At 50.2% G+C, this 12659-nt stretch carries 15 protein-coding genes; 3 read left to right on the top strand and 12 right to left on the bottom strand.

Annotated features, from left to right (window positions below; genetic code table 11):
- Window position 1: 1 nt before the first annotated feature.
- The gene (locus tag C7T94_RS03400; RefSeq protein ID WP_107213639.1) at window positions 2–337 is read right to left on the bottom strand and encodes a tRNA-binding protein; all 336 of its coding nucleotides are present in this window, start codon (window positions 335–337) and stop codon (window positions 2–4) included.
- A 73-nt stretch (window positions 338–410) separates the two neighbouring features.
- On the opposite strand from C7T94_RS03400, the gene C7T94_RS03395 reads away from it, so the two are divergent.
- Window positions 411–1595 carry a class I SAM-dependent rRNA methyltransferase gene (locus C7T94_RS03395; RefSeq protein ID WP_107213636.1) on the top strand — a complete coding sequence of 395 codons (1185 nt, stop codon included), beginning with the start codon at window positions 411–413 and terminating at the stop codon, window positions 1593–1595.
- On the opposite strand, the gene C7T94_RS03390 is transcribed toward C7T94_RS03395, so the two are convergent.
- Both C7T94_RS03390 and C7T94_RS03385 read right to left on the bottom strand, forming a co-directional pair.
- Window positions 1592–1846, bottom strand: a complete 255-nt coding sequence (locus C7T94_RS03390; RefSeq protein WP_107213634.1) for a DUF6814 family protein — start codon at window positions 1844–1846, stop codon at window positions 1592–1594. The genes C7T94_RS03395 and C7T94_RS03390 overlap by 4 nt on opposite strands.
- Before the next feature lie 9 nt (window positions 1847–1855).
- Window positions 1856–3382, bottom strand: a complete 1527-nt coding sequence (locus tag C7T94_RS03385; RefSeq protein WP_107213632.1) for an MFS transporter — start codon at window positions 3380–3382, stop codon at window positions 1856–1858.
- A gap of 129 nt (window positions 3383–3511) precedes the next feature.
- Here C7T94_RS03385 and C7T94_RS03380 point away from each other — a divergent pair, with 129 nt between their 5' ends.
- Entirely contained in the window at window positions 3512–4405 is an 894-nt protein-coding gene (locus C7T94_RS03380) for a bestrophin family protein (RefSeq protein WP_107213630.1), read from the top strand.
- Here the strand turns inward: C7T94_RS03380 and C7T94_RS03375 are convergent.
- From C7T94_RS03375 to C7T94_RS03355, 5 genes are all read right to left on the bottom strand, one after another.
- The gene (locus C7T94_RS03375) at window positions 4402–5049 is read right to left on the bottom strand and encodes a Pr6Pr family membrane protein (protein WP_107213628.1); all 648 of its coding nucleotides are present in this window, start codon (window positions 5047–5049) and stop codon (window positions 4402–4404) included. The genes C7T94_RS03380 and C7T94_RS03375 overlap by 4 nt on opposite strands.
- Window positions 5050–5051: 2 nt before the next feature.
- The gene (locus C7T94_RS03370) at window positions 5052–5834 is read right to left on the bottom strand and encodes a TerC family protein (RefSeq protein ID WP_107213626.1); all 783 of its coding nucleotides are present in this window, start codon (window positions 5832–5834) and stop codon (window positions 5052–5054) included.
- A gap of 82 nt (window positions 5835–5916) precedes the next feature.
- On the bottom strand, window positions 5917–7290 hold the full coding sequence (locus C7T94_RS03365; protein WP_107213624.1) for a hypothetical protein: 1374 nt from the start codon (window positions 7288–7290) through the stop codon (window positions 5917–5919).
- Entirely contained in the window at window positions 7287–7817 is a 531-nt protein-coding gene (locus C7T94_RS03360; RefSeq protein ID WP_239494914.1) for a hypothetical protein, read from the bottom strand. Before C7T94_RS03360 ends, C7T94_RS03365 begins: the two co-directional genes overlap by 4 nt.
- Window positions 7814–8365: an RNA polymerase sigma factor gene (locus C7T94_RS03355; protein ID WP_107213622.1), complete on the bottom strand. Its 552-nt coding sequence runs from the start codon at window positions 8363–8365 to the stop codon at window positions 7814–7816. The genes C7T94_RS03360 and C7T94_RS03355 overlap by 4 nt, the downstream gene beginning before the upstream one ends.
- Window positions 8366–8536: 171 nt before the next feature.
- Between C7T94_RS03355 and aspS the strand changes: the two genes are divergently transcribed.
- The gene (aspS, locus tag C7T94_RS03350; RefSeq protein WP_107213621.1) at window positions 8537–10285 is read left to right on the top strand and encodes an aspartate--tRNA ligase; all 1749 of its coding nucleotides are present in this window, start codon (window positions 8537–8539) and stop codon (window positions 10283–10285) included.
- 49 nt (window positions 10286–10334) lie between these two features.
- On the opposite strand, the gene C7T94_RS03345 is transcribed toward aspS, so the two are convergent.
- The 4 genes from C7T94_RS03345 to C7T94_RS03330 form a co-directional block, all read right to left on the bottom strand.
- The gene (locus tag C7T94_RS03345) at window positions 10335–10790 is read right to left on the bottom strand and encodes a hypothetical protein (RefSeq protein ID WP_107213619.1); all 456 of its coding nucleotides are present in this window, start codon (window positions 10788–10790) and stop codon (window positions 10335–10337) included.
- Window positions 10762–11154: a phage holin family protein gene (locus C7T94_RS03340; RefSeq protein WP_107213617.1), complete on the bottom strand. Its 393-nt coding sequence runs from the start codon at window positions 11152–11154 to the stop codon at window positions 10762–10764. The genes C7T94_RS03345 and C7T94_RS03340 overlap by 29 nt, the downstream gene beginning before the upstream one ends.
- A gap of 67 nt (window positions 11155–11221) precedes the next feature.
- Window positions 11222–11488 (bottom strand): YtxH domain-containing protein, encoded by a 267-nt coding sequence (locus C7T94_RS03335; protein WP_107213615.1) that lies wholly within the window; start codon window positions 11486–11488, stop codon window positions 11222–11224.
- Window positions 11489–11554: 66 nt separating this feature from the next.
- The gene (locus C7T94_RS03330; RefSeq protein WP_107213613.1) at window positions 11555–12607 is read right to left on the bottom strand and encodes an AI-2E family transporter; all 1053 of its coding nucleotides are present in this window, start codon (window positions 12605–12607) and stop codon (window positions 11555–11557) included.
- Window positions 12608–12659: the final 52 nt, after the last annotated feature.

The following is a 12659-nucleotide window of genomic DNA, read 5'->3' as shown; positions in this document are numbered from 1 at the left end:
GTTATTTTAGGCGGCTTCCATTCGGCACCGGGCGCTCAACTGTGGTCAGTACGATCGCCCCCGTTTCATCCTCAAACCCGGTTACCAGAAATTCGGAAAAAAACTTACCGATCTGTTTTTTCGGGAAATTTACCACGCCTACGATTTGCCGGCCCAGCAGCTCTTCGGGCTGGTAAATTGCGGTGATCTGTGCGCTGCTGGTTTTTATCCCAAGCGGCCCGAAATCGACACGCAGTTTATAGGCAGGTTTATTTGCTTCAGGAAATGCAAGCACTTCCAGCACGGTCCCGGCCCTCAGTTCTACCTTTTCAAAATCACTCCAGGTAATCTGTTCCATATGCTTTGTTGTGGTTCAAACTTAGCATTTATGCCCCGAAACATCGTCCTGTTTTTTTATTTACCTTTGCCAAATGGTAGAGATCATACTGAAAAAAGGCAAGGAAAAAGCCGCTATTCAACGGCATCCATGGGTATTCTCGGGAGCGGTTGCGCAAATTAAGGGCAAACCCGGAAATGGCGATGTGGTCAGGCTGCTCGCTTTTGATCAGGAATTTCTCGGCTACGGCTTTTTTAATGGCAATTCGCGCATTGCGGTTCGCCTCATGGAATGGGATGAAGAGAAGCTTATCGATGAAGCCTGGTTTACCGCCCGCATTGCGCAGGCCGTTTCTTCCCGCCGCAGCCTGCTCGGCAGCGGCACCGACACCTGCCGCATCATTTTCAGTGAAGCTGATTTTTTACCCGGCCTGATTGCAGACAAATACGGCGACTTCCTATCGCTCCAGATTCTGAGTGCTGGCATGGAACGTTATAAAGACCTGCTGATTGCATCCCTGGTTCGGGAACTGCAACCGAAAGGGATTTTCGACAAAAGCGACGCTGCAGCCCGGGCACACGAGGGACTGGAACCCAGTTCGGGCTCGCTTTGGGGCGAGCAACCGCCCGAGTTTCTGCTGATCAAGGAAAATGGCATTGGCTATCATGTCAACATTGCCGAAGGCCAAAAATCAGGATTTTACTGCGATCAAAGAGAAAACCGCATGCTGCTGGCGGGATATGCCAAAGACAAAACCGTTCTTGACTGCTTTTCTTACAGCGGCGGATTCAGCCTGAATGCGCTGCTGCAGGGCGCTGCGCATGTAACCAGTGTAGACAGTTCCAGCCTTGCCATTGAGACGCTGAAGCAAAACACCGCGCTCAATGCTTTTGATCTTTCAAAAACGGAGCCGATCCAGTCTGATGTGAACAAACAATTGCGCGCCTTTCGCGATGCAGGACGAACTTTTGATGTCATCGTGCTGGATCCGCCAAAATATGCGCCATCGCGGTCGGCACTTGACCGCGCGGCCAGGGCCTATAAAGACCTAAACCGCCTGGGCATGCTCCTTTTGAACAAGGGCGGCCTGCTGGCCACCTTTTCCTGCTCGGGTGCGGTAGACCTCGAAACGTTTAAGCAAATCATTGCCTGGGCCGCGTTAGACGCAGGCAAAGAGGTGCAGGTGATCAGGCAGTTTACACAGCCGGAAGACCATCCTGTGCGTTTATCTTTCCCCGAAGGCGAATACCTGAAAGGCCTGCTGGTCCGCGTGCTTTAAGACGCTTCGCCTGAATCTGCAGGCAGGCGGTCGTACGCTCCTTTAACGGCATAGTATCCGAAAATAACCAGTCCGGCACAGATCGGGATAAAGATAAACAGGATAATGCCCCACTGCAGTGCGGTATTGGTACGTTCCGAACCTTCGGCCGCCAGGCTGGTCTTTTCATAGGCCTGTCCGGCCAGAAAAATAATCGCAGCCGGCCCCAGGGCCATCCATACAAGACCGAGTAATTTTTTAAGCTGATTCATTTTTTCCAGTTAATCATTTACATTTTCTTCCTGCCTGTTGTTCAGGTAAACTGCGCCAATCACGAAACTCAGCGCAGCAATACCAATAGGGTACCAGAGGCCCGAAAGTGGTGTAGCCCCTGGAAAGCTTGCGATGAGGGTAGCAATAAAGGGCACCAGCCCGCCGAACACACCGTTCCCAATGTGGTAAGGCAGTGACATTGACGTGTACCGGATGCGGGTCGGGAACAACTCGACCAGGAAAGCTGCGATCGGCCCGTACACCATGGTCACGAACAGAACCTGCAGGGTTATCAGTCCGACAAATTTCCAGAATACCCCGTCAGGCAGGGTTTTGTCGCTATAAGACACCGCCTGCGCAGCCGAGATACTTTGGCCGCCTTTCAGCGTATCGGTCTCGGTCTTCAGATAAGTCATTCCCGATGCCAGGTGGTAAACCTGTTTACGCATGCGCAGGCTCTGTTGTGAATTGCCGAGCGGTTTTATCTCGGTTTGCGGCTCAGATACTTCGAGCACCTGAGAATTGGATACGGTCGTCACATCGGTATCATCTAAAAATTGCTGGTAAATGGGCCGGTAAAGAAGTATACCGCCGAGCATACCGAGCAGCATGATCCATTTCCGGCCGAAACGGTCGCTCAGCGCACCAAAAACAACGAAAAACGGCGTGGCAAAAGCAATGGCCCAAAGGAGGATATAGCGCGAAACATTAAAGTCCAGTTTGCAGGTGTTTTCCAGGAAAGACTGGGCATAAAATTGTCCCGTGTACCAGATAACCCCCTGACCCATTGTTGCGCCAAAAAGCGCCAGCAGCACCATTTTGAAGTTCGTTTTTTTGCTAAAGCTTTCTTTTAGCGGGTTTGCAGCTACCTTACCCTCTGCTTTCAGTTTGCTGAAGAGCGGAGATTCGTGCATACGCAGCCGGATGTATACCGAAACCCCTACAAGCAGGATCGACAAAAGAAAAGGAATGCGCCATCCCCAATCGGCAAATGCGCCGGAGCCGATCATGTTTTTGCTGATAACGATCACACCCAGCGAAAGAAATAAACCGAGCGTAGCTGTTGTCTGGATCCAGCTGGTAAAAAAGCCGCGCTTACCGGAAGGGGCATGTTCGGCCACGTAAGTTGCGGCACCGCCGTACTCACCCCCCAGCGCCAGGCCCTGAACAAGCCTGAGAATCAATACCAGGATTGGCGCTGCATAACCGATGCTTTTATAAGAAGGGATCAGCCCGATCAGGAAGGTCGAACCGCCCATTAGTACCAGCGTAAGCAGAAAAGTGTGTTTGCGCCCGATCAGATCGCCAAGTCGGCCGAAGACAAGCGCACCAAACGGCCTGACAATAAAACCTGCCGCAAAAATGGCCAGTGTGTTAATCAGTGCCGAAGCGCCCGCATCTTCCGGGAAAAGCTGGCTACCGATAATGGTAGCCAGGCTACCGAAGATGTAAAAGTCGTACCATTCGATCAGCGTACCCAGCGACGAGGCCCCGATTACCCGCAAAATGCTGCTTTGCGGCAGTGATTTACTCATAAAGATTTAATTTGGTGTTGCTAAAGATATCTTTTTTTTCGGGATCGCCTAATTGGTCGTGCTTTAAAAAAAGCCCCGACAGCAAACATTCACAGCAGAAAATTTGTAGTTCAGTTTTAATCAGATAAAATGCTTCTCGTTCAGAACATCCGTTTATCCAGAATTTTACGCAATACCTGGCAGGTCGACCTTATTATGATCGTTTCCTGTGTGGCCGCATACCTGATCCGCGAGTTTCTAATTGCTCACCACCTTGACATCCCCGCTATCATACCAACTGTGCTGGGTACAGCGATCGCCTTCTTCATCGGTTTTAACAACAACCAGGCCTATGACCGCTGGTGGGAGGCGCGGAAAGTCTGGGGTGGACTGGTTAATGACTCCCGCTCCTGGGCAAGGGGCCTCATCCACTATGTAGACCCTACTGATGTACAGCTGGCCAGAACGATGGTTTTTCGGCACATCGGTTTTCTGTATGCGCTTAAAGCGTCGCTTCGCGGCGAAACCCATAACTTCAGGGCCGAGTACCTGACAGCCGAAGATGAAACAGCCATCAGCTCGCATACCAACCTGCACAATGCCATCCTGGCCCTGCAGTCGCGCGACCTGCAAACACTTGCACGAAACAAGTCTATAGACAGCTTCAGGTTTATTGAACTGAATGAAATGCTGGTTCGTTTTACAGACGGGATGGGCATGTCTGAACGCATCAAAAACACAGTGTTTCCAACCACATACAGTTACCTGACCAAAGTCTTCATCTGGCTGTTCGTCGTGTCGTTTACCCTGGTGATCAGCCAGTCTATGGGGGTATGGTCAATTTTTATGGGTTGGATCATTGGTTTCGTGTTCGTATCAACGCAGATCAACGGCATGAGCCTGGTTAATCCTTTTGAAAACAATTCGGCATCGATCCCCTTAAATTCAATCACCCGTACAATCGAGATCAACCTGCTGCAGATGCTCGGCGAGGAAAACGTGCCTGCACCCGTGAAGCCGATCAATGAAGAATACATCCTTTAGATCCGCCCTTTTTTCCCGGCGGTAAAGGCCCGTGCAAGGCCAACAGCCAGGAGCAGGAACACCACAAAAAGACCCGTAATGCCCAGGCTGTTCAGCAATACTTTTTGAAGGCCCAGCTCAGCAACATTGACGAATGGATAAGGATACCAGCCCGTATACATACCGCGAAGCAATGTATACACAAGGTAAGCTGCCGGATAGGCCAGCCATACAAGCAAGGGTGCCAGGCGTATCCGCCTTTTTGGCGTAAACAGGAGCCACAAAAGCAGGAACCAAAATGGATTGAATGCATGCAGCATTTCGTCGACCAGGCGCTGTATGCCACTGGGCGCCCAAAGTTGTCTGAGCACCACGTTGTATATGAGGCCTACAATAACCATGTTCACCATGATGGCCGTTTGCGTGACCGGCCGTTCGAAAAAGGCAGAGACCTGACCATCATGGCCAAACAGCAGCGCTGCGTAACACACCAGGGCCAGGAGATTGGTCAAAATGGTAAAATAGCTCAGAAAATTAGCGAGCGTATTAAAAAACGAAAGCCCGCCCCCGACTGCCTGCAGGTAAAGCTGAACCACCACAGAAAACAGGGCCACGGCAAATCCCGTCCAGATAAAAAATGATTGCGAGCGGGATTGGGCTGGCATGGTTAGGAAGCAGGCGGCGAATTGCGCAGTTTGACCGGTTTTTTGCCCGAAGCTTTTTTCATGCGCAGATTAAGCAACTCGACCAGTACGGAAAAGGCCATGGCAAAATAAACATACCCCTTAGGAATGTGCTGGTCAAAGCCTTCTGCCAATAGAGAAACCCCGATGAGCAGGAGAAAAGAAAGCGCAAGCATTTTTACCGTCGGGTGCTTGTTTACAAAATTGCTGATGGAGGCTGCAGAGATCATCATGATGATGACTGCAATGATAACAGCCGCGATCATGATCTCAATGTGGTCGGCCATGCCGATCGCGGTGATCACCGAATCGAGCGAAAACACAACATCCAGGATAAGAATCTGAAAAATAATGCCGGCAAAGGAATGAACCTTGGTGCTGGTTCCGCCTTCCTCATCACCTTCCAGCTTATTGTGAATTTCATGAGTGCTTTTATAGATAAGGAACAGCCCGCCCAGAATGAGGATCAGATCGCGCCCGGACACGGCGAGTTTTTCAAGCCATTCGGCGCTGTTGATGCCGATCCAATCGCCGATATTGAAGAGCGGCGTAGTAAGACGCATGATCCAGCTCAGGGAAAACAAAAGCAGTACGCGGGTCAGCATAGCCAGTCCAAGACCGAGCTGGCGGGCCTTTTTCTGTTGCTCCTGCGGCAGTTTTCCGGTCAGGATGGAAATAAAAACAATGTTGTCGATGCCGAGAACAATCTCAAGTACCGTTAACGTGACGAGTGAGATCCAGGCTTCGGGCGTGCTCAAAAATTCCATTAGGTAAAAGTTTATCCTGCTAAGATAGAAAAAGCCTGCCGTAACAACATCGGCAGGCTTTTCTTTTTATTCATTTTCTCGGTTAGCGGAATGTAACGCCCCCGTAACTGGAATTTATTTTAACTGTACCACCCCCGCGGCCTATTCTACCGAGATAACGACGGGCTGTCCGTTCATCATCTGACAGGGCTTTCATAGTAATGCGGCTGTTGCCACTGTAACGCAAATTTGAATAACTTGTCGCTACATCAAAATCTGCATGGAAATCATCGCTGAAACCAAGCGAGATCTCTGCATATTCCCCGCTAACCAGAACGGTGCGTGTGGCAGGACCAACCAGGCCGATGTTCAGCCGGTTGTAACTCATGTTAAAACGTCCGTCCCCGCGCAGGTTACTGACGTTGACGTCGGTATAATCGGCATCGAGGTTCACGTTTTGCACCGAACCGAGCTGCAGGCTTGCGTAATCAAGCCGCAGCATGGCGGTCGCTTCCTTGATTTCACGGATGTTTACCTTAATGTACTGAGCAATGAGGTTCAGACTACCCACGCTGCCAAGCACCAGACCATCTCCGTACTCCTGCCTGATCTGTGCGTCGTTGTTCACCGTACCGATGTTTACTTTGACGTACTGGGCATGCAGGTTCAGCGACGACGCTGTGCCAATCGTAACGCCGGCTCCGTACTCATGCCTGATGGTAGCTTTGTTCAGCGACGTCACATTTGTTTTTCCATACTGCGTGCTGATCAACACCGAACTATTTGTCAGTTTAAGCGCATTGAAATTGCCATATTGGACCTTTGCATTCAGCGCTCCCGAAAAATTACCCATTTCGACATTGCCATACTGGTTACTGATGTTAAGCGCATTGACAGTGGGCACATAAACCACATAGTTGACGCGAACCTCCCGGCGTGTGCGTTTCCCCTTGCTGAACCAGCTGCCCCAGTTGCCCTGGTTATCGGTGATCAGGGTGCGGTAGGTAACCGAGCCGTCACTCTTGTTTGCTTCGATATTGACGCCGTCCAGCAGCCTCCGGGCTTCATCAGCCCCCGAGGCATAAGCTTTGATCTCGACCTCTGCCCTGACCTCCATTTTGTCCCAGCTTTTGATCTGTACCTCGCCGAACTGGTTCGTGATCACCACGCGGTTTGACCGGTCTACAGGGAACGATTTGCTGAACACCTTGCGGTATACAGGATCATCAGACGGTTCGGTCTGCCTGAGAGCGGGTTTTGCCGGAGGCTCAGGCATTTCGGGGCTTGGCGGCACGGGCGGCACTGCAGGAACGGGTCTCGAAGCGCGAACCTGCAGGCTTTTATGGCGAACCAGGTGCACACTGGAAGAAACCTCGTGCGCTGCGCTGGCCGGCTGCTGAGCGGGCACACTGACCTGTGCAAAGGTCTCTGTGGCTATCAGCAGGATAATAAAAACGGCGAACGTTAATTTTTTCATAATCGATTTTCTTTTTTGGTGCCATTCACCTGGTTGGCGATCAGCAACTGTTGATTTAAGATTCCAAGCTGGATTTCCCGGTTTCTCACCATTGCCCTGACAACCAGCCCTGGATTGGGGCTTCCGGGAAGCTCTTTTTTGAGCTTTTCATAATCTGCATCCAGTTTCTGCAGATCAGTACTGAATTTTTTTAACAGTTCGGGCTGGTGCTCGGTAAGGGCCTGCAGGCTGTCTCTCTTTTCTTCAATGATCCCCGCAAACCTCACCTCCCGTTGCGCAATGGCCGGGTTAACGTCTGCGATGTCGGTAGGCCCGCCTTTTCGCGGCTTTACTGCGAGTAGCCAAAAGATTCCTGAAAGAACGACAATTGACGCGGCCGCTGACGACCACATGTAAAGCCGAAGCGACTTTTTTGGCTGCTGCCGGTCAAGTCCCGCCTCAATGTTCTTCCATACCCGTTCTGAGGGCTCGAAAACATCAAATTGTTTACGGTTTTGTTTTACAAAGCTTTCAATGTTATTTTTCATCTTGCAATCCCACTTTTTTCTAAAATCTCCACTAACTTTTTCTTGCCCCTCATGTACTGGCTGCGGCTGGTCACTTCACTGATCTGCAGAATATGTGCGATCTCCTCGTGGTCATATCCTTCGAGCAGGTACAAGCTCAGTACCACCCGGTAGCCATCTGGCAGCAGCATCATGGCTTTGCGTACCGCGTCTGCCTGGAGTTGCTCGTATTCGCCGTCTGCAGCTTCTTCTGCAGGCAGATCGACCTCATCTACGCTGACCAGTTCCACCTTGCGTTTACGCAGGTAGTTGATCGATCTGTTAATCACGATCTGTTTCAGCCAAAGCCCGAATGTAGTTTCCTGCCTGAAATCCCCGATCCGCGTAAAAGCGTCAAGGAAAGCCTCCTGCAATACATCTTCAGCCTCCGCCTCATCGTTCAGAATGCGCACAGACACATTGTACATGGCACGCGCGTACAATTTGTACAAATCAAATTGCGCTTTACGGCTGCCTTTACGGCAAGCGTCAACAAGCGAGCTGTTTTTATCGATATATACCGCTTCCAAGTTCTGAGGTTCTGATTAAAAGACAGCATGATGTGTAAAACGTTGCATCACATGTGAAAAAAAATTGCTGCGACCCTGACATGAATCGCAATGCCGCCCCCTAATGCAGACAAAAAGTCTGTTCATTGCGCGAAAATCCTTATTTTTACGACTTAAAATTTCACGTATACTATGTTAAGAACAGCTACATGCGGGCAGCTCAGCCTCCAAAACCTGGGAGAAACAGTTACCCTGAGCGGATGGGTGCAAAAATCAAGGGACCTCGGCGGGATGACATTTATCGACCTTCGCGACCGTTATGGTCTTACCCAGCTCGTTTTTAACATGGATGACCATGCTGAGCTGTGCGCACAGGCCCGGCAGCTTGGCCGTGAGTTCGTGATCCAGGTAAGCGGAACCGTGATTGAACGCACCAATAAAAACCCAAAAATGCCGACCGGCGAGATTGAAATTAAAACGACATCGCTGACCATTTTGAACGCGGCTAAACTGCCCCCTTTCCTGATTGAAGATGACACTGACGGCGGCGACGAGCTGCGTATGAAATACCGTTACCTGGATTTGCGCCGCAATCCTGTTCGCAGCAACCTCGTGCTGCGCCACAAAATGGCGCAGTCTATTCGCCGCTACCTGGATGCACTGGACTTTATAGAAGTAGAAACGCCGGTACTGATCAAATCCACACCTGAAGGTGCCCGCGATTTTGTCGTACCTAGCCGCATGAACCCGGGCGAGTTTTATGCCCTGCCCCAGTCGCCGCAGACATTTAAGCAGCTGCTGATGGTTTCAGGTTTTGACCGTTATTTCCAGATCGTTAAGTGCTTTCGCGATGAAGACCTCCGGGCAGACCGACAGCCCGAGTTTACGCAGATCGACTGCGAAATGTCTTTCATTGAACAGGAAGATATCTTAAATACATTTGAGGGCCTGGTACGCAGCTTATTCCGCGACCTGAAAGGCATTGAACTGCCTGAAGTGCCGCGCATGCAATATGCCGATGCCATGCGGCTATACGGCTCAGACAAGCCTGACACCCGTTTCGGAATGCAGTTTGTTGAGCTGAATGACCTGGTTAAAGGTAAAGGGTTCGGCGTCTTCGATTCAGCCGAGCTGGTGGTTGGCATCAACGCAAAAGGTGCGGCATCGTATACCCGGAAACAACTCGATGAGCTGACAGATTTTGTTAAGAAGCCGCAGATCGGGGCAACTGGCCTGATTTACGCGCGTTATAATGAAGACGGAACGATCAAATCGTCTGTCGACAAGTTTTTTGATGAAGCGGCTCTGGCGCAATGGGCAACGGCCTTCGCCGGTGAAAAGGGCGACCTTTTCCTGGTTCTTGCCGGACCAAAGGAAAAAGTACGCAAGCAAATGAACGAGTTACGACTTGAAATGGGCAACCGCCTGGGCCTGCGTGATAAAAACACGTTCGCCGCCCTCTGGGTGGTCGATTTCCCGCTGCTTGAGTGGGACGAAGAGAGCGGGCGGTACCATGCCATGCACCACCCCTTCACTTCGCCGAAACCTGAAGACATTGCATTGCTGGACAGCCAGCCGGGTGAGGTCCGGGCCAATGCGTATGACATGGTCATCAACGGAACGGAAATAGGCGGCGGTTCAATCCGTATCCATGACCGTGCGCTGCAATCGCTCATGTTCAAACATCTCGGCTTCAGCCCGGAAGAAGCACAGCAGCAATTCGGCTTCCTGCTCGATGCCTTTGAATACGGTGCCCCGCCGCATGGTGGAATTGCCTTTGGTTTTGACCGGTTAAGTTCGATCTTCGCCGGCCTGGACAGCATCAGGGATGTAATCGCCTTCCCGAAAAACAACTCTGGCCGCGATGTCATGATCGACAGCCCTTCAACAATTGACCAGAAACAACTGGATGAACTGAAGATCCGTTCGACGGTGGTTTAAAATAACCTAAAAAAAGCGGCCCGGGTTAATCAACCCGGGCCGCTTTTTTTTAATAGGTTTCGCTATCCGGCGGAATGCCGTAATCAACAAATTTAACTTCTTTCTTCTTTTTGCCTTTGCCCGCCACCAGGTTGCCAACCCAGTTTTTGGCCGAGCTAAACATGCCTGCCAGGTGTTCTGCGTCGAGAGACTTGCCCAAGGTACGTGACGCAAGGGCAACCACCGTTTTGGTGATCACGCCAGACCCCCTGAAAATTGTTTTGTTCAACAGGCCGGGAAGGAGCAGCGACATAAGGGTGCCGCTAATGTTTAACTTGTCATCAAACTTCAGCAGGTTGCCAGCAGAAACATATTTCTTGAACAGGTGCCCTGGCGTAAATTGTTTTACGTAAGCCTTTGCATCATGCGCAAGCAGATCCCCCTTAAGCTGATAATCGACTTTAAGGGTAAGTACTTCCTGATGCAGCTCGTCCAGGTTACGGATGTTGTACTTTTTCCTCTTCATCTTCTTTGTCGGCTAATTTGTTAAAGTATTTTCTAATGGCCATGTTGATGATCGCCTTTTCGATGTACTTGTCTTTGGTGAAGTAGACCAGGAGGGCTACGGCCAGATAAATCAGTGCTACGCAGCCAAACCCACGGGTATAACTTCCCAACACATCAGAGAGAAACAAAGCAAGGGTGACTGTTCCGAACAGGAAAGCAAGGATGAAACACACCACTACGGTCAGGTTGGTAACCAGGTCAGCAAAAATCTTTGATGCCTTCTCTACCACGTACAGTCTCATATACTCCTTCCGGGTATCGATATAGTCTTTAACCTGGGCAATGATGTCCTCGAAAGTTTTCTCTTTGTCTGTTTGCTCCATACTAGGTTTAATTTAGCTGGTAAGGGAAATCCCTTACCGGCTGTTTTTATTTTGATTCAAAAGCCGCTTATGCGTGCTCGATCTCGTCGTTATATTCTTCTTCGGCGCCGCCCAGTTTGGTTTTGATAGAGCTGACAACCTTATCTTTCAGATTGGTAAGGCTGTTGATTTCGTCTGCTGCCTTGTCCCTGATCGAGTCGCCGAGATCCTTAAGGGATTCGCTTAATTTGTCGCGGGTGTCGCTGCCTTTATCAGGCGCAAAAAGAATTCCCAGTGCAGCTCCGGCTGCCAGACCAGCTAATAAGGCGACCAATACTTTTGAGTTATCGTTCATGATGTTCTGTATTTTAGTGTTACAAAGTTATTTCTGTCATAACTTGGTTAGTCGTCAATTATGATTTTATAACTGATTTTCGTCACCAATTGTTTTAATTCTTTCCAGTCTCTCAGAAGCCAGCGTGCTGGTTTCGTAGATTCTGACCAGCAGGATAAAATAGGAAAGCAGGAGCGGCCCGAAAACAAGCCCGAGAATACCAAAGAGGGGAATACCGATCACCACACCGATGACGGTAATGATGGGATGAATGTTGCCCACTTTTTTCGCAATGATAAAACGGAGCACGTTGTCGATATTAATAATGACTACGAAGCCGAAGATCAACATGCCCCAGGCCGCGAAATTGTTGCCGTTCACCATTTGCAGGAGCGCAGCCGGAACAAAAATGACCGGCGGGCCGAGTACTGGCACGAAAGACACAAAAGTGGTTACCACACCCCAGAACAACGGATCTTTGTAGCCAAGCACATAGAAAGCCAGGCTGACGAGCGATCCCTGAACCAGCGCAATAAATCCCTGGCCTACTACATTTGCGTAGGTCGTGTTGCGCATCTCCTCGCCAAACAAAAGCGCATTCTGCTCCCGCATCGGGGCATATTTAATTAATGCAGCCTCAAAGCGCTCGCGCTCAATCAGCATGAAATAGAGCAGGAAATACATGATCAGCAGCCCAAGAATGATGTTGAAAGCCCCCGTAATGAGCGAGGGGAATAGTCCTGTGATCCACGTACCGGCTTTCCGAAAGCCGTCTTCAATCAACTCCTGCATTTCAGAATTGACAGGTACCAGGTGTTTGACCTTGTCGAGTATTTTCTTAAAATAGCCGACATTGTTGTTTACCTCAGCGATCTTTTCAATGACCATGCTGCTGAAAGCATAAAATGGCAGTACGATCACGATGACAGACACGAAAATGAGCAGGATCGCAGCCAAACTGCGGTTCCAGCCTTTTTTCTCGGCCAGGTAAACGTAGCCCGGCCGCATCACCGTATACATGACCAGCGTAGCCAGTATGGATCCGAAAATGCCATGCAGGGAATAAGCGATCAGCAAGCCGAGCGCTATAATGATGACCAGATTGATGTTGTTGCGTTGCTTATACGAGAAGAAAGACATGGCGATGGTAAACTGAGTATGCTACAACCAATCAGGCAGAATTGTTTTAGCT

It is taken from the genome of Pedobacter yulinensis, from assembly GCF_003029735.1.
Taxonomy (GTDB): domain Bacteria; phylum Bacteroidota; class Bacteroidia; order Sphingobacteriales; family Sphingobacteriaceae; genus Pedobacter; species Pedobacter yulinensis.
This window is presented reverse-complemented; position numbering and strand designations above follow the sequence as displayed.